We start from the raw sequence: 16,158 nt of genomic DNA, 5'->3' as shown, positions 1-16,158 counted from the left end.
AGTGAAAATAAAAACCTATCATAAGACATGATAGGCCTGCGCCCAACTATTTTTTGCTGCTGCAAACGGCAATATAATTCAGATCTTTACCCGTCGTATTAAAAAAGGTATACATCTTTTTGAACTGTTCCCGGTTCTCTTTCTTGAGCCCGTTTTTCACAATACGCAGCGCCCCGATAACCCCTTCATCGCGAATGAGTCCATTGATACTCATTAAGGACATGGGACCGGTAGCATTGTCTACTTGCTTAAAGCCTGCGGAGTGGAACAATCCCGCCCAATGCCCAACAGACAGCGGCTCGACATTGATGTGAATGGTGCGGCGAAGCTCGGCTAGATGTTCTTCCATATTTTCCTTGGCAAAGGTAATATCATGTGTTAGCAGAATGCCGCCAGGCTTTAGTACCCGATAGTATTCGGCGACTGCCTTTTCCTTCGCAGGCTGGTTAAGCATCGTGAGCATGGCTTCATTAATGACAACGTCAAAGCTCTCATTCTCAAAAGGGAGCTTCATCGCATTGCCTTGCCGGACATGGATATAGTTTTCCAGATTGGCATTTTTAATATTTCGGTTTGCTTTTTCCAGCGCCCGCGGGTCCATATCAATGCCGGTAATTTGACAGTGGTATTTCCCGGCCAGTTGAATGGAGGTGGTGCACATATTGCAGGCTACCTCCAAAACCTGGCTGTCCGTACTCAGATTGGCTTGCTGGATCAGCCAGTTGGTTGCTGCAACGCCGCCGGGCCGCAAACGTTTTTTTCCCAACCGCGCCAAAAAATTATGGCCTACTTCTTTTTTCATCGCATTCACCCCATTACTTATCCGGCTTGACTACAACCAGAAGCATCTGAAACGCCTCTGTTGCGTATAGGGCATGCGGAATATTGGCCGGCATAACTAGGGTCTCCCCCGCATGAACTGTGTAGTTATCTTCTCCAATTGTAATTTCCGCTTGCCCGGACAATATGTTGACCATGGCATCGCCCGGGGAAGAATGGCCCCCAATCGACGAGCCTTTATCCAGCGAAAGTAAGGTCATTGCCAGATTTGGCCGCTGTACAAGGGTCAGACTGGAAACCTGCTGTTCCTCTATTGTGATGATTTCTTTCAAATCTATGACTGCGGATTGCGGCAGTTTTTTAATAAATAAACCTGTTTCCATTTTGAATACCTCCGTTTTATATACTGATTTGCAAAAATTTGCAGCTGCTGTGGGCGGAATAATCATGCCATGTGCTCGCTGGGACGATAACAGATGCGCCGGCTGTCAATTGATAGGGCTCTGCCGCCACCAGCAGATGAAGCTCGCCTTCCAGCACATGGATGATTTTAGATTTGGGGGAGGTCTCCGAACTGATAGTCTCCTCCTGATCCATGGCATACAATACCCATTCCGGTTGTGCTGCTGTTTCGGCTGCAGCTACGGGTAATGACAGCGTTCGGCTCGCAATCCGGTGCGGCTTGACGCTGATCATATCTGTTAAGAAAAATACCTTGCCTGCTGTAATTCCACTCATACGATCCCCCTATTCAAAGTACAGTGTTTTGATTATTTCCAAATTGCTTGATTGAATGATTCCTGCAATTTGATATAATGAGAATGACTAATGAGAATTATTCTCATTTATTTTATTGTAGCAGAGTATTCATCATGACTCTGTTGCCATGGCAACAGGAGGCTGAGAAAATTGCAGAAATATCTGAGCAGGATACAGAGCACCACTTTGTTTAAGGGATTCGCGGACCGGGAGGTGCAGCAAGCACTGAGCTGTCTGCAGGGCACAATCAAGGATTTTGCGCGGAAGGAGGTTGTTTTTAGAAAAGACGATATTCTGGATTCGGTGGGCATTATTATCCATGGAAATGTTTTGTTATGCAAAGATAATATCTCAGGCATGAGATTTATTTTCTCGGAACTCGGGGATGGAGAAATCTTTGGCGAAACGGCGCTTCGCCTTGTCCAAGAGCACAGCGGCTATGAAGCGGTGGCGGGATCGGAATGCCGGATTCTGTTTATCAAAATAAATAAAATCGTCCGGCCCGGCCAGGACACTTGCCATTTAAGGGGACGGATCATTGAGAATATGTTGGCCCTGCTGCTTGAGAACAACCGGTCTATCTATCAAAAGCTGGATCTGGTCTCCCACAAATCGCTGCGGGACCGTATCCTGCATTATTTGGCCCTCCAGACCAAAAAAAACAATTCCGCCTGTTTTGAAATTCCGTTTACCCGCAGCGACCTGGCTGATTATTTGACTGTTGACCGCAGCGCCTTGTCCAGAGAGCTGCAGCGAATGGCACAGGACGGGCTGATCCGGTTTAATCGAAATCAATTCGAGCTGTTGGACGCGGAGAATCAGCTGCGGATCAGCGATTTTTAGAATAATTTCTCCAAACATAGTAAAGGAGTAAACAGAGGGAATAATCAGCTAGAAAGCGCATTGGGAAAGGATTTGACCGATCTAAACAGCATAAAAGAGGTAGTTAAAGTTAGCTAACTGTTGACTTGAGTTTTGATTTGTTGATTTTAGCTATCTATCGTAGTTACTCATAAATACAAGAGCCCGCGTCGAACGCGGGCTCTTGTATTTTACTCTCCTCCAGTAGCCACCGGATTCTCCTCATATGAAATCCAATCACTCCAGCTTCCTGCATACAGCTTCACATTCTTGTACCCGGTTTTGCCTAGCGCGAGCACATTTGGGCAGGCACTTACGCCTGAACCACAGTACACGATAATTTCTTGCTCAGGATCAATTCCTTCATAATGCTCTTTCAGCACCTCAGTTGATTTCCAGCGCCCTTGCTCATCCAGTACATCCTTCCAGAACTTATTGATCGCTCCGGGAATATGACCTGCCTTCGGATCAATGGGTTCTTCAAGTCCTTCATAGCGGCGGGACTCGCGGGAATCCATCAATAGTGCACCACCGTCGTTAACTACATTTTGCACATCTTCCATGCTAACAAGCATCTTCTTCTGAACATCTGCTTCATACTGGCTAGGAATTCTCACGGCTTGATGATCACTGACGGGAAACTTACCATTTTTCCAAACAGAGTAGCCTTCATCCATTACAAACACACGTTCATGCCCCAAATATTTAAGCATCCACCACAGACGGGAAGCGTAGGCACCGCCTTGATCATCATAAGCAACGACAATGCTATCTCTGTTAATGCCAACCTTGCTAAGAACGGTGGTTAGCTTCGAGATCTCAGGCAGTGGGTGGCGTCCACCGTGTGCGCTTACTGGAGCGGAGAGCTGTTCTTCCAGATGTAGATAAACTGCTCCGGGAATATGATCTTCTGTATAGGCTTTACGTCCAGCTTCCGGGTCAGTAAGTAAAAAACGGCAATCGACTATAACAAGTTCAGGCTCGTATAACCGAGCAAGCAGCCATCGAGTAGAAACGATCGGTTCCATAAAGTAGCCTTCTTTCCTGTTTAATATGTATGGAGTCATTATAGCGGAAAATAAAAGAGGGCGCACCTTAAGCTTATGGCTTAAACTGCGTCCTCATTGAATTAGATCAAACGATATCCTGATGGCAAGCTGCCGGTACGTTGAATGGTGCGAACCTGCGCCGGGGTCAGCCGTTGATTGCTTGAAATGAGCGATTCGACATCTCCTCTTCGCAGAAAGTCGTCCAGTTCGCGGATGCTGCGGTTACCACGCAAAATGACGAAATTATCGCGGAAGGCAGAACGATCGAATAACACAAGCGTAGCGTTCGGATTTGTGGAGAAGAAGCGCAAGCTTTCTATTCCTGTAAGGACTGAATCTATATCTGCAATGCCCAGGTTGCCGCGAAGAGTTCTGCGAAGCCCCCGAAAGTTCTCCTCACTAAACACTCTTAGCCTAGGATATATTACAGATGTTACTTTTTTTGTAATCATGGTTAATCCCTCCAAGTTCGATTGACGAACTGTCGTTTTCGACAACTCGCCGCCAGATTTACCATAAATGAATGCGGTAGTTTCGACTGGAAAAAGGAGTGACCTGGGCGCTAGGCTCCGGATTACTCCTTTTTGTTGTTGTAAGCAATTCCTAGATCAAACGATATCCCGAAGGCAAGTTACCGCTGCTGCGGATATTACGGATTTGTTCGAGGGTTAAGCGTTGGTTAGTAGAAATAATGGATTCCACGTCATTACCTGAAATGAAATCATCCAGATCCCTAATGTTGCGGTTCCCGCGAAGAACACGGAAATTTCCTCTAAACCGGGTTCTTGTGAAGAGTACCAGTGTAGCATTGCTGCTAGTAGAGAAGAACCGAAGGCTCTCAATACCATCGAGGATGTTGTCCGTATTACGAATACCCAGGTTGCCAGTATATACTCTACGGCGTCCATTGAAGTTTTCTTCATCGTACACGGTCAAGCGAGGGAAAGTCTGAGAAATGTGAACTTCTTTTTTCATTTGTAATTCCTCCTTTGTTATCTAATCTATGTTCATATAACTTTTTGGCTTGGCTGATAGTCTAATAGAAAGCCCTTATTTGCATGAATTTATTATTTTGGGCTTTACTCCAACAATATATTAGTGTACTATTTAACTATGACACTGACACAATATAAAAAATGAACAATACATTAGTTGGCAGGGAGGATTAGCATGAAACAGGGGAGTGGTGTAGAAATGCAAGATTCAATCGTTCTGCAAATGAATGAGGTAAGTAAGATCATCAAAAGAAGACCAATTGTGGATAAGCTGACATTTGATATCCGTAAGGGTGAAATTGTTGGATTGTTAGGTCCAAACGGTGCAGGAAAGACCACAACGATTCGAATGATGACGGGTTTAATACGGATGAGCGAAGGCGATGTGATTATCCAAGGCCACAGTGTGAAAAAGGATTTTAAGCAGGCGATTGGCCATATCGGTGCGATAATTGAAAATCCAGAGTTTTATCCCTATATGACTGGACTTGATAATTTGAAGCAGTATCAAAGAATGACGGATAACATTGAGGCTGGCAGAATAGATGAGGTTGTAGAACTGGTAGGACTTCAAGAAGCGATGAATAAAAAAGTAAAGGCTTATTCGCTGGGGATGCGCCAACGTCTTGGGATTGCTCAGGCGCTTCTCAATCGGCCGAAGTTATTGATTTTAGATGAGCCTACGAACGGACTTGATCCGGCCGGAATACGGGAAATGCGTGATTATATGCGTACCATCGCCGAAGTGGAAGGCATTTCTATTCTGATTTCCAGCCATTTACTTACTGAAATTGAACAAATATGCCATCGGGCTATTGTGATCCAGAATGGTAAGCTGGTGACCGTAACTGCGATTGGTGAGGAGCAGGAAGCAACCGCACAAGTGAAGCTCACCATCCGTGTAGGATCAATCGAATCCGCTATAAATATCTTGGAGCGCTTGGATTATGCAGAATTGATCTCTATGGATAGCGCGCGATCTGAAGTGACAGTAAGTCTGCTTGATAGCAGAGTACCGGAGCTTGTATCTACTTTTAGTGATGAAGGTGTGGGGATTTTTCGGATTACGGAGAATAAACAAAGTCTTGAGGAAGATTTCTTGAAATGGACAGGAGGAAACCGCATTGCGTAACTTTAATAATCTGATTGTGAATGAATGGCTCAAGCTCTCAAAAAAACGTACATTTTTTATGCCATATCTGATATTAATTCTATTATCCCTGCTGTTAGGTTATATAGTTCATTCTGTCTCACCTGGCCTGTTTGAATCAGCTTATGATTTTTCAGCAATGATGCTGCTTTCCCAAGGGATTGGGCAAGTGATTACAATTCTTGCGATTATCGGAACAGCAGGTATTGTCTCAAAAGAGTATAGTCAAGGAACCATCAAGTTCCTGCTTATCCGCGCCAGAAGCCGTACAGCAATCCTCGCATCCAAATATGTGGTTGTACTGTTGTATGCTTTGACTTTGACTGTCATCGGAGGTATAGCCGTTTTTGGAACAGGAGCTTTGTGGTTTGGACTAAGTGGTGGAGAAGCGGGTATGAGTGAGATGCTTACAAACCTATTGTATAATCTCGTTAGTACGGTTGTGTATGGAACACTTGCTTTTATGCTGGGGATATTGACCACTTCAACGGGAGTAACGATAGGGGCTACTATGTTTGCGTTAATGATAGACAAATTGATTATTTCTCGTGATTTTTACAAATATGTTCTGTTTCCAAACTTAAATTTATCTGCTTATGAAGGTGGAGGAGCACCTATGCCTGGAATGACACTGACCTTTTCTATCGTGATGCTTGTCTTATACACAGCTGTCTTTCTTCTCGTAGGTTTCTCCGTCTTTAGACGAAGGGATGTTGCTTAATCATGACAATCGAATTCGATAACAACCTGCCGATTTATATACAGATCATGAATTACATCAAAGGTGAAATCGTCACAGGCAAGCTGAAACCGGGAGATAAAATACTCTCAGTACGAGAACTTGCCAGTGAACTGCAGATTAATCCGAATACGGTGCAAAGAACTTTTCAGGAACTGGAGCGTGAAGAAATCGTGGAAACCCGGCGTGGAATGGGAAGATACGTCACAAGTAATGAAGGTACTATCCTGACCATCAAAAAAGAAATGGCCAAAGATGTGCTAGATCGTTTCATTCGTGGTATGCAGGATCTTGGCTTTCAAGGCGAAGATATTTTAGCGGCGGTTGCGGAGAATATCCGTAACAAGGATAAAGAATAGGGGGATAAACAAGTTGGGGAATATACTTGAGGTTCATGAAGTTACAAAAAAATATAGATCCAAGCATGCCCTCCACAAGGTATCTTTTAATCTGAGTGCGGGTAAGATCACAGGACTGCTGGGCAGTAACGGCAGCGGCAAAAGTACACTTATGAAAATCATCGCTGGACTGACACAACCTACCTCTGGTCGTGTATCCGTCATTGGGGGTTCTGTAGGAACAGAAAGTAAAGCGGTGGTGTCGTTTATGCCTGATAAGCCGCTTACAGAATCCTGGATGAGTGTTTCTGATGCTCTGAAATTCCAAACTGACTTCTATCCGGATTTTGATCAGACTAAAGCCTCGCGAATGTTGGAGTTTATGAAACTAAGAGCGCAAGATAAGGTAAAGGACCTGTCCAAAGGGATGAACGAACGTTTACAGCTTACACTTGCCCTATCACGCCGAGCTAGCCTTTATTTGCTGGATGAACCCATTGGAGGTGTAGATCCGGTAGCTAGAACAAAAATTCTTAACGCGTTAGTAGAGTTTTATGAAGAGGACAGTACCATTCTCTTATCAACCCATTTAGTATCGGATATTGAGCGGATCTTTGATGATGTGATTTTTATAAAAGAAGGAGAAATTCTGATGCATACTGCGGTGGAGGATATTCGGCTACGCCATGGCAAAAGTATTGACGAACTGTTCAGAGAGGTGTACGCAGAATGCTAAAGCTAGTGAAGTATGATTTTAGACGGGATAGGGATAAGTTTCTTGCAGTTTTTGTAATCATAATTCTGGCACAGATTGGGTTAGGATTTACCAAACTGCATGACTATGAACGGTTTACTTTGAACGGAATAGCTTATGTTATTGCAGGACTGATCTTTCTTGTCATGGCAGCAAAAACCTTTTTTAACAATATAAATTCCTATAATCGTCGCCTAGTGCCCGTAAGAACTTTGAACACAGTCCTTTCTCCGTTAGTGCTCTATTTAGCTCTAATGCTGGGTATTATTTTAATAGCTTTGATCCATTTTGGTGTGTATCTTTCAATGTATCCCTCCTCATTTCTTCCGGAGAATTTCTGGAAAGTGGGATTGTTAGTTCTCTTGCAGGCGTATTGGTTTGCCGGTTATATCATGCTTACCTTGATGGTCTCCATTACGGTTGCACGAAGTGTGAAATTTAAGGGGCGAGTATGGATTGGGCTGGCCACTGCGTATTTGTTACAGAATGGAATATTCTATTTGGAGTATTTTATTTTCAAAAGTAACTTCACTGCTTGGGAAAGTGTATTCCAGTTCGAGGTCATAGATGAGATGGATACCGCAAATGGGATACAGCTTATACAGGGTCATTTGAATCTAGCTCCTCTTCTGTTTGAAGCGGTGATAGCAGTTCTTCTTATAGCGGTCATCATCAAGCTCGTTAATAAAAGAGTGGACATCTAGCCACAACTTGGCGGAATAGTTTTTAGAACGGAGGCAGGGCGATTTAGCTTTGTCTTCGTTTTTGTGCAAAAAAAAGACGTCCTTCTAAGTGAAGGGCATCTGTTAGGGTAAGTTCTACAGACCTTCAACCCGAAGGGTGGCGGTCCATGTTTCAAGCTCTCTTATTAGGCGTTCTTCCTCATTTTCGTCCAAGCGGAATTTAACTCCATATTGATATTGGCCAAGCCCAAACATCCAACCCCACCGGACGCTGCATAAGAGCTGAAGCTTCTCTTCATTTAATTGAAGATGAATAATAAGCCTAGTATCTCTTGCAGTGAATCGAAGATTCAAAGGAGTACGTACCTTACAACCCGAACGGCTAAGATCGAGTAATACAGCCTCTGTTAACTTTCCAGCACCTGGACCGGAATTGTTAAGCGGAACTTCAATCCAGCATTCAAGCGGATGGTTCATAACATAACGGAATGGTTCTTTCCTGCTGGACACATCCATAATTTTCCTCCCCATTGTTTATTTGCTATTATATCGAAAGGGAATGTTGAGAACAATCTACTAAAGTGCTATTTTTAATTAAGAATTAATTTTTTTAATACTAACGAAGGTGATGAGATTTATATGTACCAATACCTTAATGAAACGTTCCGTAATCACAATTTTGATCAAGGAAGCTTGCAGGATGGTGAGTTAAATAACTGCACATTCGAGCAATGCTCCTTCAAAGGCACTTCTATGGAAGAGATGAACTCTATTGGCTGCCGATTTATTGATTGTGATTTTACTGGAGCCATGCTTAATGCGTCTCACCATAAAGGTTCAGCTTTTACCAATTGTAAATTTACGGGAGCGAACCTGTTTGTATCTAAATTCGAAGATTGCAAGATGGTTGGATCGGATTTCTCAAATGCATATTTGGACGGAATCTCCCTACTCGGAGGGGACTGGTCGTACACGAACCTAAGACATACTAATCTAAGCAGACAGGATCTGCGAGGGATTCGATTTACAGAAGCGGATTTAATGGGCTGTAATTTGCAAAAAAGTGACTTGCGCGGAGCGGATTTGAGCCGTGTACAATTGTCTCAATGCAAACTTAAGGGAGCGGATATGCGGGAAGCGATTGTTGAAGGAATTGATTTAAAGAGTCTGGATCTGCAGGGAGTGCGGATGGATATTGAACAGGCTGTACTCTTGGCACGTTCATTTGGGGCAAAAGTAGGGAATTAGTAAACGGACGGCATCAGTTGCTAGCGTGGATCATAAAGACCTCCGCTAGCAAATCAATGCTTGAAGCGGAGGGGGGGCAGTGCAGATTATTATGAGTATTCTAACTGCTGAGCCTATGTATTATGGCATATGTAATAGTATGCGTTAACGTAACCGTTTTCTGGGTTTTGCCCACCATTTAATCCATAAGAATCCATCATCATCACGAAAAAACTTTATACCTACCCAGCGTAAGGGTGTCCATACTTCTTTAAAATAATATGAAGGCATAGTCTGTTAGACCCTCCTATATAGTAAATTATTACTATATATTACGCTAATTCTACGGGATTCACAAGCTAGATTTACTAATAATTACATATTGTCCGGGTGAAAGGAGTTGAGGATGCATTATGCAGGACCTAAGGCACCGCTTGAGCTACCGAGAAGTGCACCCCTCCATTTTACATAGACGCTCTACGTCATAGTGGATAGCAGTGGTCGATGTCATGAAAGACAAAGGAGTAGTAGTTCTCTAATAATAGGAGAAATACTACTCCTTTTTTTGGATCGTTGTTTGGTTGCTTTTACACCGCCGAGTCATATTCAGTCTATTGAAGCTTTAGGACCCGGATGACGTTATTAGCATGTTTTTATCCTTTTTAGCATGGTTTCGGACCTCAGAGACATTATTCTATATGAAGAGCCTGTTATTGAATGTTTTTGGTGCCAATTACGGCTGTGGTGTCCGTTAATATCCAAAAAGTGAGCTAACGCTGCGTATAAGGTCAGCTGAGTCCGATAGATGATTCGTAAGCGAATGAGATGTAATTAGGAAGTTAGATGTTCAGATCATTGAGGCTACTCCAGCAGTCATTTCATGGGTAATGGGATGGCTTTTTTTTGTTGCCGAGTTGGATTCGAATCTAGTAAAAACACAATGTTAGAAGGGGATAAGCACAGTCATTTTATGATGCCTCGCATTTAATAAACGGAGAGGATGTGATGAGATGACAGAAGGCGAGTTTATAGCGAAGATTGCGAATTTTGCTGTAAAGGACATGCAGCTCACTAAGGTTCCTGCTTCGTTAACCATTGCTCAAGCGGCTCTGGAGTCAGGCTGGGGCAGCAGTGGATTGACTGTGAAAGCGAATAATTTGTTTGGGATCAAAGGAAGTGGACCTGCTGGCAGCATTACTGTACAAACTACCGAATATATTAACGGTAAAGCTGTTAAAGTGAATGCCCCTTTTCGAGCCTATAACAACTGGGGAGAATCTATCGCGGATCATTCCGACTTGATTGTGAATGGAGTCTCATGGAATCGCAACTTTTACAGCAAGGTTCTCGGTGCGAGTGGCAAGGTGGCCGCACAAGAGATTGCCGCAGCTGGTTACGCTACTGATCCGAACTATGCAGCTAAGCTGATTCAAATTATGAATACCTATAATCTGTATCAATATGACGACAAATCCATGGGAGGAGATGATGAGATGTCAGCAGAGGATAAGCAAAAGCTTGTTAGTCTAGAATCGGAAGTAAAGGAACTGCGTGCTCTTATAGCAGCTCTTACAGATAGCAGGGATACGCTGAAAACAGGTGTGCAAGAACAGGGGCAGTCGATTAATAAGCTTACGGATCGGGTGACATTCATTGAAAATCGGGCAGTCATGAATGTCCCTGCATGGGCTGAGGCGGCTGTGAAAGCAGCGACTGCGGCAGGACTTCTCGATACTCCATCGGGTGGCAGTTACGATTTCTATCGCATATTAACAGTGCTGAACCGTGCAGGTTTACTTGTAACAGGAAGTAAAAAATGAAATAAGGAGGATTAAAAAACATGTATAACGATGCTCTCAACAGTGTGCTTGCCTTTGCTTCAGTCCTAGCTGTTTTTGTAATGGCACTTGTACAACTTGTGAAGAATAGCATTGAACTTCCGCGGAACATTGTGCCAGTAGTGGGGTTGGCTATTGGCTTGCTGGTTGGAGCAGTTGCCTACCCGTTCACTGATATGAATCTGATTCTGAGACTCTGGGCGGGGGGTCTTGCGGGACTATCAGCGACCGGTTTGTTTGAACTAGCTTTTAATAAAAGGGAGGGGACGAAAAAAGATGATAAATAGATCTTGCCTATGAGTTTTATAAAACAATTGTTTTACACTGGTAATGTGGCTATGCATTCTATCGAGAACACTAATATATTATGGTATGCCAATTTATAAAGGGGGTGCAACGATGGGAACTTACCTTGATGCTAGAACATCTCAAAATGCCAGCCTCGCCAACTCTATATCTATTCCTATTACGGTACTTAACACGCCGCAGCTTTTTGGACAGATTGGGTTGTTAACGGCTGGAGTGACTACCAATCCACGTGTTCTCCTTAAAGGAACGATATCAGTGACGCTTCCGCTAGCGTTAGTGGGCATCACAATTACGATTGTAAGAGGAACCTTGGCTACTGATCCAAAAGTGTATTCTGCTACTTCAACTTTTGCTCTTAGTATATTGGCTCCGCAAGTAATAACCTTTTCAGCAGCGGATTTCTTACCAGCCATCACACCTCAGCTCACTTATACAGCATTTGTTTCTTCTAATCTTCTCGGTACAGTACGTGTGGGCCCAGAAAGCTTTGATGGTATTTTAGTTTCTGATTAATTGTAGAGCCTTTAACCTCGCTGGTAGCCCAGTAGAGGTCTTTTTTTTTAACTGAACGCCCAATCTTCTAAGGGGTTCATTACATATCTTATGATGTATTCTAAATACGGAGGAGGTCTTCTCATGGGTGCTGAATATGGTCATGTTGGTGGTGCTTTTACTTCTACAGGCGCAATCTTAGTTTTGTTCATCTTATTAGTAATTATTACAAGCGCATGCATATTCTAAATCACTAAAATAGCAGAGCTCCATGTTGGCATTTTGCCGACTTGGGGCTTTTTTTTTGTAGATATTTTGTCCATTAAGGTAATATAAAATAATAAGTTAAAAGAATACTAATCACGTAGTGAATAACACGAGTTTACAATACTATGATTTTGAATATTCAAATATACATGTTATCTTAATCTGATAACATAGATTAATACTGTTAAATTTTATTTAGGAGAGAGCTAGTTTGAAGAAAAAAATGATGATCGGAATTTCTTCTGTTATTGTACTTTTAATCATTGTTGTAACTGTGGGAAGCTTTTATTTCTATTATGTTGCTATTGCACGTGCTTCAAAGGACTTCTTAAATGAAAGCCCTGACCTGCAGTCCAGTCCAGAGGTAGAACAATCTAAAGATACCTCGAAGGCAGACCAAGAGTGGTGGGATACCCAGAGCTTTGATAGATGGGAAATGAATTCTGATGACGGAATACAGCTTAAAGCGTACTATTTAGCTGCTCCTGAACATTCCGATAAGACAGTGATTATTGCTCATGGCTATGCTGGAAATGCAACTCAAATGAGCGGTTATGCCAGAATGTATTATGAGAGACTTGGATATAATATTTTGCTGCCGGATGCCAGAGGACATGGAGAAAGTGAGGGTGACTATATCGGCTTTGGATGGCCAGAACGTAAGGATTACCTGAAGTGGATACAGAACGTTCTGAAAGCAAACGGTGAGGATACACAGATCATACTGCACGGTGTTTCCATGGGGGGAGCTACCGTAATGATGACAAGCGGTGAGGATTTACCAGCTAATGTTAAAGCAATTGTGGAAGATTGCGGCTATACCTCAGTGAAGGACGAGCTTACCTTTCAATTAAAAAGAATGTACCATCTCCCCGCCTTTCCAATTGTAGATACGACCAGTATGCTAACAAAGATCCGGGCAGGTTATTCCTTTGGTGAAGCCTCGGCCTTAGAACAGGTGAAGAAATCTAAAACGCCAACTCTGTTTATTCATGGCGATAATGATACTTTTGTTCCTACGGAAATGGTTCATACGGTATATGAAAATAGTCCGGTCGAGAAGGAGCTTTACATCGTTCCTAATGCGGGTCACGGAGAAGCTTTCCGCATGGATCCGGTTAAGTATGAGAGCGTAGTTTCTGAGTTTATCGGAAGATTTGTGAAATAGTTGTTGCTGAAAAGGCTGCCGAAAGGTAGTCTTTTCGTGCTTATAATACCGTTAAACATAAATTCGGGGCCCTCTTTCGAGGGCCCCTTTCATGGGAGAGGAGAAACCGGACGAAGAGCTTATGGGGAAACGTAAGCCTGCTCCGCGGTTGTCTACGACATTTGTGGTGTCGATAATTACATGATGTCCCTGGAAGTCCAATCTTATACATTAAGATGACTTATTTCTCTGAATAAGCTGTTTCGCCTTCTTATTTCATATCTAGACAAATTTTTTATTTCATCGCGCAAATGTGTTACGATAGGCGTGGACTTATGCCCTTTTGGGCATAACAAACAGAGATATAGAGCGGGTGAATAACAGTGAGAGTGGTATCGGGAAGTGCAAAAGGAAGGCCACTGAAGAGTGTTCCGGGAAGTGGGACAAGGCCTACGACCGATAAGGTGAAGGAAGCTGTATTTAGCATGATAGGCCCATATTTCGAAGGTGGAGTGGTGCTGGATTTGTTCGCCGGTACTGGGGGGTTGGGGATCGAAGCCTTAAGCAGAGGGATGGAAAGCGGCGTATTTGTTGATATGGATCCTAAAAGTATCGACACGATCCGCGCCAATCTGAAGGCTACTAAGCTGGAAGAACAAGCGCAGGTGTACCGTAATGAAGCTGGGAGAGCGCTAAGTGCGTTGGAGAAGCGGGGGAAAATTTTTGATTTGGTCTTTTTGGATCCTCCCTATCGCTTGAAGCATGGAGATGAGCTTATGCTTATGATGGTCGAAAAAGGAATGCTGCAAGAGGACGCGATTATTGTTCTGGAGCATGAATCAAGTTATGCCTATCCTGAAGATATTCCAGGATTTTATAGGCTGCGTCAGGCCGTATACGGAGAAACGACAATTTCTATTTACCAGCATGAAACTAATCCTGCAGAGGAAAGTGAAGCTGGTGAGGAGGTAGAGAATGAGTCAGCAAATTAGAAAAGAACGTGTTGCCATTTATCCAGGTACTTTTGATCCCGTGACTATGGGACATATGGATATTATTCGGCGCGCATCCAAGCAATTCGACCGTTTGATTGTAACGGTGCTTAATAATTTGAGTAAAAACCCGCTGTTTACTGTTGATGAACGGACAGAGCTATTAAGACAGGCGACCGCTGATATTCCCAATGTGGAAATTGACAGCTTCCGTGATCTGTTAGTGAATTATGTTCGTCAAAAAGATGCTCAAGTCATTGTTCGGGGTATCCGTACCGTTACTGACTTTGAATATGAGCTGCAAAACGCATCGATCAACCATAGCCTGGATCCCGATGCAGAAACGATTTTTATGATGACTAATCCGAAATATTCGTACTTAAGTTCCAGTGTTGTTAAAGAAATCGCCCACTTCGGCGGGAATGTGACTGATTTTGTGACGCCTGAGGTTGAACAAGCGATGAAGCGTAAATTTAACCGAGCCGATGGCGAATAGTACTTACTAGATACGTTCCAGCAGATAATCCCAACAGGATGATGAGCAGAAGGGCTTGCAGACTTAGCAGCTGTGGAAAAGAGCTCCATATGTCCGTTACATTAAGGGTGCCGCTTGGAGTCGGGCGTGAGTCTGCAAGTGCTGGTAAAGCAGCTTTAGGGATAGCCAGCAATGGTTTCCAGAGCAATAAAGTTAACAGAAAAGCATAAAGTCCATGCATCAGACGAACCGTAGCGTAGGGTAGAAATCTGACTCTGGCTTGTTTGAGCATGGTCAGCACCTGTAGTTGCGCACAGAGTCCGCTCCAGCCCAGTGCAGCAGACAGCAAAGCTATCCCAAACATACTAGAGGGACCTGTTCCTATGCTTGCTAGCCCTTTGCTGATTGCGTCGGCGCCTAAATGAATTTCCAGCAAGCTTGCTGGCAGAGCAGCTGGCAATGCGGGAAGTACAGTAGTGATGATATTGATGACTACAGCGAACATAATCATGTAACCGCCCACGACCATCAGACTTTGCACGGCATTAGCGACGGACTCGCCGAGAAGCTTGCCGAAGCTGCGTCCGTCTTTTGCTCTGGCATCTGTTGCTGCAAGCTGAACGCGACTATATAAAGAAGGCTGTTTGGTGTCCGTGGAGATCTTATCAACTGGTTTCGTGTTCGCTGACCGCCCCTTTAATAGAGCATCGGTGTAGCTGGCTAGAAGTCCAGAGATCCAGTGGATGGTTAGCAGGAAATAACCTGCTGAAGTACTGTGTAGAAAAGCTATGCCAACTACTATAAGCATGGTTACCGGGCTGGCGAAGTGTGTAAGTGCGGCAAGTCGGGCGGCTTCCTTGTCAGAAATGCTGTTCTGCTTGTGTAGCTGCATGACCCCTCCAGCTCCACCGGGGAATCCGGCTGTGATTCCGAGTGCCAAGGTCCAGCCGCTGGCACCGGGCAGACGAAAGACCTTTTTCATCAATGGCTCCAGAAGCACTCCGAAACCATGCACGAAACCCGAGGCGGTAAGCATCTCTGACAGCATCAGGAAGGGGAGCAGGCCAGGGAATACGAGTGTCCACCAAAGCTTCAATCCTTGGAGTGAAGCCTCAAAGGAGCTCTCCGGTGAGATAATAATTGCAATGGCTGTCAGGATTGCCATAATCCCGGGTATAAATGGTGTGGAGCGTGTAGCTAGTCGGCGTATTTGAATATTTTTCATTTCTCAGATCACCTCTTCATAACTTAAGGCATGGACGATGTGTTATCAATTTATGCAGAGTAGACAACCATCATGCCA

At 43.8% G+C, this 16,158-nt stretch carries 22 protein-coding genes; 14 read left to right on the top strand and 8 right to left on the bottom strand.

Features of this window, described 5'->3' with window-relative positions:
- Positions 1-46: 46 nt before the first annotated feature.
- The 3 genes from MHI15_RS23825 to MHI15_RS23815 are packed head-to-tail and all read right to left on the bottom strand — an operon-like array spanning position 47 to position 1,518.
- Complete coding sequence (locus MHI15_RS23825) at positions 47-802, bottom strand: class I SAM-dependent methyltransferase (protein WP_076126079.1); 756 nt, start codon at positions 800-802, stop codon at positions 47-49.
- Positions 803-815: 13 nt separating this feature from the next.
- Positions 816-1,163 carry a cupin domain-containing protein gene (locus tag MHI15_RS23820; protein WP_076189939.1) on the bottom strand — a complete coding sequence of 116 codons (348 nt, stop codon included), beginning with the start codon at positions 1,161-1,163 and terminating at the stop codon, positions 816-818.
- A 16-nt stretch (positions 1,164-1,179) separates the two neighbouring features.
- The gene (locus MHI15_RS23815) at positions 1,180-1,518 is read right to left on the bottom strand and encodes a cupin domain-containing protein (protein WP_341164958.1); all 339 of its coding nucleotides are present in this window, start codon (positions 1,516-1,518) and stop codon (positions 1,180-1,182) included.
- A 171-nt stretch (positions 1,519-1,689) separates the two neighbouring features.
- Between MHI15_RS23815 and MHI15_RS23810 the strand changes: the two genes are divergently transcribed.
- A complete protein-coding gene (locus MHI15_RS23810) occupies positions 1,690-2,382 on the top strand; it encodes a Crp/Fnr family transcriptional regulator (RefSeq protein ID WP_076126085.1) in 693 nt (230 codons plus the stop codon).
- 209 nt (positions 2,383-2,591) lie between these two features.
- Here the strand turns inward: MHI15_RS23810 and MHI15_RS23805 are convergent, their stop codons facing one another.
- From MHI15_RS23805 to MHI15_RS23795, 3 genes are all read right to left on the bottom strand, one after another.
- Positions 2,592-3,428, bottom strand: a complete 837-nt coding sequence (locus tag MHI15_RS23805; protein WP_341164957.1) for a sulfurtransferase — start codon at positions 3,426-3,428, stop codon at positions 2,592-2,594.
- Between the two features lie 101 nt (positions 3,429-3,529).
- Complete coding sequence (locus tag MHI15_RS23800; protein WP_076126088.1) at positions 3,530-3,901, bottom strand: hypothetical protein; 372 nt, start codon at positions 3,899-3,901, stop codon at positions 3,530-3,532.
- Positions 3,902-4,052: 151 nt separating this feature from the next.
- Complete coding sequence (locus MHI15_RS23795) at positions 4,053-4,424, bottom strand: hypothetical protein (RefSeq protein WP_076126089.1); 372 nt, start codon at positions 4,422-4,424, stop codon at positions 4,053-4,055.
- A gap of 195 nt (positions 4,425-4,619) precedes the next feature.
- On the opposite strand from MHI15_RS23795, the gene MHI15_RS23790 reads away from it, so the two are divergent.
- Genes MHI15_RS23790 through MHI15_RS23770 form a run of 5 tightly spaced genes read left to right on the top strand, consistent with a single transcriptional unit; the run spans position 4,620 to position 8,129 of the window.
- Positions 4,620-5,576, top strand: coding sequence for an ABC transporter ATP-binding protein (locus tag MHI15_RS23790; protein WP_341164956.1), 957 nt, complete (start codon positions 4,620-4,622; stop codon positions 5,574-5,576).
- On the top strand, positions 5,569-6,315 hold the full coding sequence (locus MHI15_RS23785; RefSeq protein WP_076126091.1) for an ABC transporter permease: 747 nt from the start codon (positions 5,569-5,571) through the stop codon (positions 6,313-6,315). The genes MHI15_RS23790 and MHI15_RS23785 overlap by 8 nt, the downstream gene beginning before the upstream one ends.
- A gap of 2 nt (positions 6,316-6,317) precedes the next feature.
- On the top strand, positions 6,318-6,692 hold the full coding sequence (locus MHI15_RS23780; protein WP_076101764.1) for a GntR family transcriptional regulator: 375 nt from the start codon (positions 6,318-6,320) through the stop codon (positions 6,690-6,692).
- Between the two features lie 13 nt (positions 6,693-6,705).
- The gene (locus MHI15_RS23775; RefSeq protein WP_076126093.1) at positions 6,706-7,407 is read left to right on the top strand and encodes an ABC transporter ATP-binding protein; all 702 of its coding nucleotides are present in this window, start codon (positions 6,706-6,708) and stop codon (positions 7,405-7,407) included.
- Positions 7,401-8,129 carry a hypothetical protein gene (locus MHI15_RS23770; protein ID WP_076189942.1) on the top strand — a complete coding sequence of 243 codons (729 nt, stop codon included), beginning with the start codon at positions 7,401-7,403 and terminating at the stop codon, positions 8,127-8,129. Before MHI15_RS23775 ends, MHI15_RS23770 begins: the two co-directional genes overlap by 7 nt.
- Before the next feature lie 114 nt (positions 8,130-8,243).
- Here MHI15_RS23770 and MHI15_RS23765 read toward each other — a convergent pair whose 3' ends face one another.
- Positions 8,244-8,624: a PilZ domain-containing protein gene (locus MHI15_RS23765; RefSeq protein ID WP_076126099.1), complete on the bottom strand. Its 381-nt coding sequence runs from the start codon at positions 8,622-8,624 to the stop codon at positions 8,244-8,246.
- Between the two features lie 123 nt (positions 8,625-8,747).
- Between MHI15_RS23765 and MHI15_RS23760 the strand changes: the two genes are divergently transcribed.
- The 8 genes from MHI15_RS23760 (at position 8,748) to coaD (ending at position 14,876) form a co-directional block, all read left to right on the top strand.
- Entirely contained in the window at positions 8,748-9,356 is a 609-nt protein-coding gene (locus MHI15_RS23760) for a pentapeptide repeat-containing protein (RefSeq protein WP_076126101.1), read from the top strand.
- Positions 9,357-10,345: 989 nt separating this feature from the next.
- Positions 10,346-11,155 (top strand): glycoside hydrolase family 73 protein, encoded by an 810-nt coding sequence (locus tag MHI15_RS23755; protein ID WP_076217770.1) that lies wholly within the window; start codon positions 10,346-10,348, stop codon positions 11,153-11,155.
- A 20-nt stretch (positions 11,156-11,175) separates the two neighbouring features.
- On the top strand, positions 11,176-11,460 hold the full coding sequence (locus MHI15_RS23750; protein WP_076126104.1) for a holin: 285 nt from the start codon (positions 11,176-11,178) through the stop codon (positions 11,458-11,460).
- A gap of 112 nt (positions 11,461-11,572) precedes the next feature.
- Positions 11,573-11,995 (top strand): hypothetical protein, encoded by a 423-nt coding sequence (locus tag MHI15_RS23745; protein ID WP_076126105.1) that lies wholly within the window; start codon positions 11,573-11,575, stop codon positions 11,993-11,995.
- A 123-nt stretch (positions 11,996-12,118) separates the two neighbouring features.
- On the top strand, positions 12,119-12,223 hold the full coding sequence (locus tag MHI15_RS23740) for a sporulation protein YjcZ (protein WP_111503812.1): 105 nt from the start codon (positions 12,119-12,121) through the stop codon (positions 12,221-12,223).
- A 229-nt stretch (positions 12,224-12,452) separates the two neighbouring features.
- A complete protein-coding gene (locus tag MHI15_RS23735; protein WP_341164955.1) occupies positions 12,453-13,409 on the top strand; it encodes an alpha/beta hydrolase in 957 nt (318 codons plus the stop codon).
- Positions 13,410-13,771: 362 nt separating this feature from the next.
- The gene (gene rsmD / locus MHI15_RS23730) at positions 13,772-14,380 is read left to right on the top strand and encodes a 16S rRNA (guanine(966)-N(2))-methyltransferase RsmD (protein WP_076308085.1); all 609 of its coding nucleotides are present in this window, start codon (positions 13,772-13,774) and stop codon (positions 14,378-14,380) included.
- On the top strand, positions 14,364-14,876 hold the full coding sequence (coaD, locus tag MHI15_RS23725; RefSeq protein ID WP_076126111.1) for a pantetheine-phosphate adenylyltransferase: 513 nt from the start codon (positions 14,364-14,366) through the stop codon (positions 14,874-14,876). Before rsmD ends, coaD begins: the two co-directional genes overlap by 17 nt.
- Here the strand turns inward: coaD and MHI15_RS23720 are convergent.
- On the bottom strand, positions 14,854-16,080 hold the full coding sequence (locus MHI15_RS23720) for a nucleoside recognition domain-containing protein (RefSeq protein WP_341164954.1): 1,227 nt from the start codon (positions 16,078-16,080) through the stop codon (positions 14,854-14,856). The two genes, coaD and MHI15_RS23720, sit on opposite strands and share 23 nt — an antisense overlap.
- Between the last annotated feature and the right edge of the window lie 78 nt (positions 16,081-16,158).

The sequence above is a fragment of the Paenibacillus sp. FSL H7-0918 genome (genome assembly GCF_038007025.1).
Taxonomy (GTDB): Bacteria; Bacillota; Bacilli; order Paenibacillales; family Paenibacillaceae; genus Paenibacillus_AQ; species Paenibacillus_AQ odorifer.
Note: the sequence above shows the minus strand (reverse complement) of the source record. Positions and strands in the feature narration are given on the sequence as shown.

Excerpts from the sequence above, each read along its gene's own strand:
- MHI15_RS23745 (WP_076126105.1), top strand. The coding sequence starts at position 11,573 with ATGGGAACTTACCTTGATGCTAGAACATCTCAAAATGCCAGCCTCGCC.
- MHI15_RS23770 (WP_076189942.1), top strand. The coding sequence starts at position 7,401 with ATGCTAAAGCTAGTGAAGTATGATTTTAGACGGGATAGGGATAAGTTT.
- MHI15_RS23815 (WP_341164958.1), bottom strand. The coding sequence starts at position 1,518 with ATGAGTGGAATTACAGCAGGCAAGGTATTTTTCTTAACAGATATGATC.
- MHI15_RS23805 (WP_341164957.1), bottom strand. The coding sequence starts at position 3,428 with ATGGAACCGATCGTTTCTACTCGATGGCTGCTTGCTCGGTTATACGAG.
- coaD (WP_076126111.1), top strand. The coding sequence starts at position 14,364 with ATGAGTCAGCAAATTAGAAAAGAACGTGTTGCCATTTATCCAGGTACT.
- MHI15_RS23750 (WP_076126104.1), top strand. The coding sequence starts at position 11,176 with ATGTATAACGATGCTCTCAACAGTGTGCTTGCCTTTGCTTCAGTCCTA.
- MHI15_RS23755 (WP_076217770.1), top strand. The coding sequence starts at position 10,346 with ATGACAGAAGGCGAGTTTATAGCGAAGATTGCGAATTTTGCTGTAAAG.
- MHI15_RS23820 (WP_076189939.1), bottom strand. The coding sequence starts at position 1,163 with ATGGAAACAGGTTTATTTATTAAAAAACTGCCGCAATCCGCAGTCATA.
- MHI15_RS23740 (WP_111503812.1), top strand. The coding sequence starts at position 12,119 with ATGGGTGCTGAATATGGTCATGTTGGTGGTGCTTTTACTTCTACAGGC.
- MHI15_RS23825 (WP_076126079.1), bottom strand. The coding sequence starts at position 802 with ATGAAAAAAGAAGTAGGCCATAATTTTTTGGCGCGGTTGGGAAAAAAA.
- MHI15_RS23720 (WP_341164954.1), bottom strand. The coding sequence starts at position 16,080 with ATGAAAAATATTCAAATACGCCGACTAGCTACACGCTCCACACCATTT.
- MHI15_RS23790 (WP_341164956.1), top strand. The coding sequence starts at position 4,620 with ATGAAACAGGGGAGTGGTGTAGAAATGCAAGATTCAATCGTTCTGCAA.
- MHI15_RS23800 (WP_076126088.1), bottom strand. The coding sequence starts at position 3,901 with ATGATTACAAAAAAAGTAACATCTGTAATATATCCTAGGCTAAGAGTG.
- MHI15_RS23760 (WP_076126101.1), top strand. The coding sequence starts at position 8,748 with ATGTACCAATACCTTAATGAAACGTTCCGTAATCACAATTTTGATCAA.
- MHI15_RS23765 (WP_076126099.1), bottom strand. The coding sequence starts at position 8,624 with ATGGATGTGTCCAGCAGGAAAGAACCATTCCGTTATGTTATGAACCAT.
- MHI15_RS23780 (WP_076101764.1), top strand. The coding sequence starts at position 6,318 with ATGACAATCGAATTCGATAACAACCTGCCGATTTATATACAGATCATG.
- MHI15_RS23795 (WP_076126089.1), bottom strand. The coding sequence starts at position 4,424 with ATGAAAAAAGAAGTTCACATTTCTCAGACTTTCCCTCGCTTGACCGTG.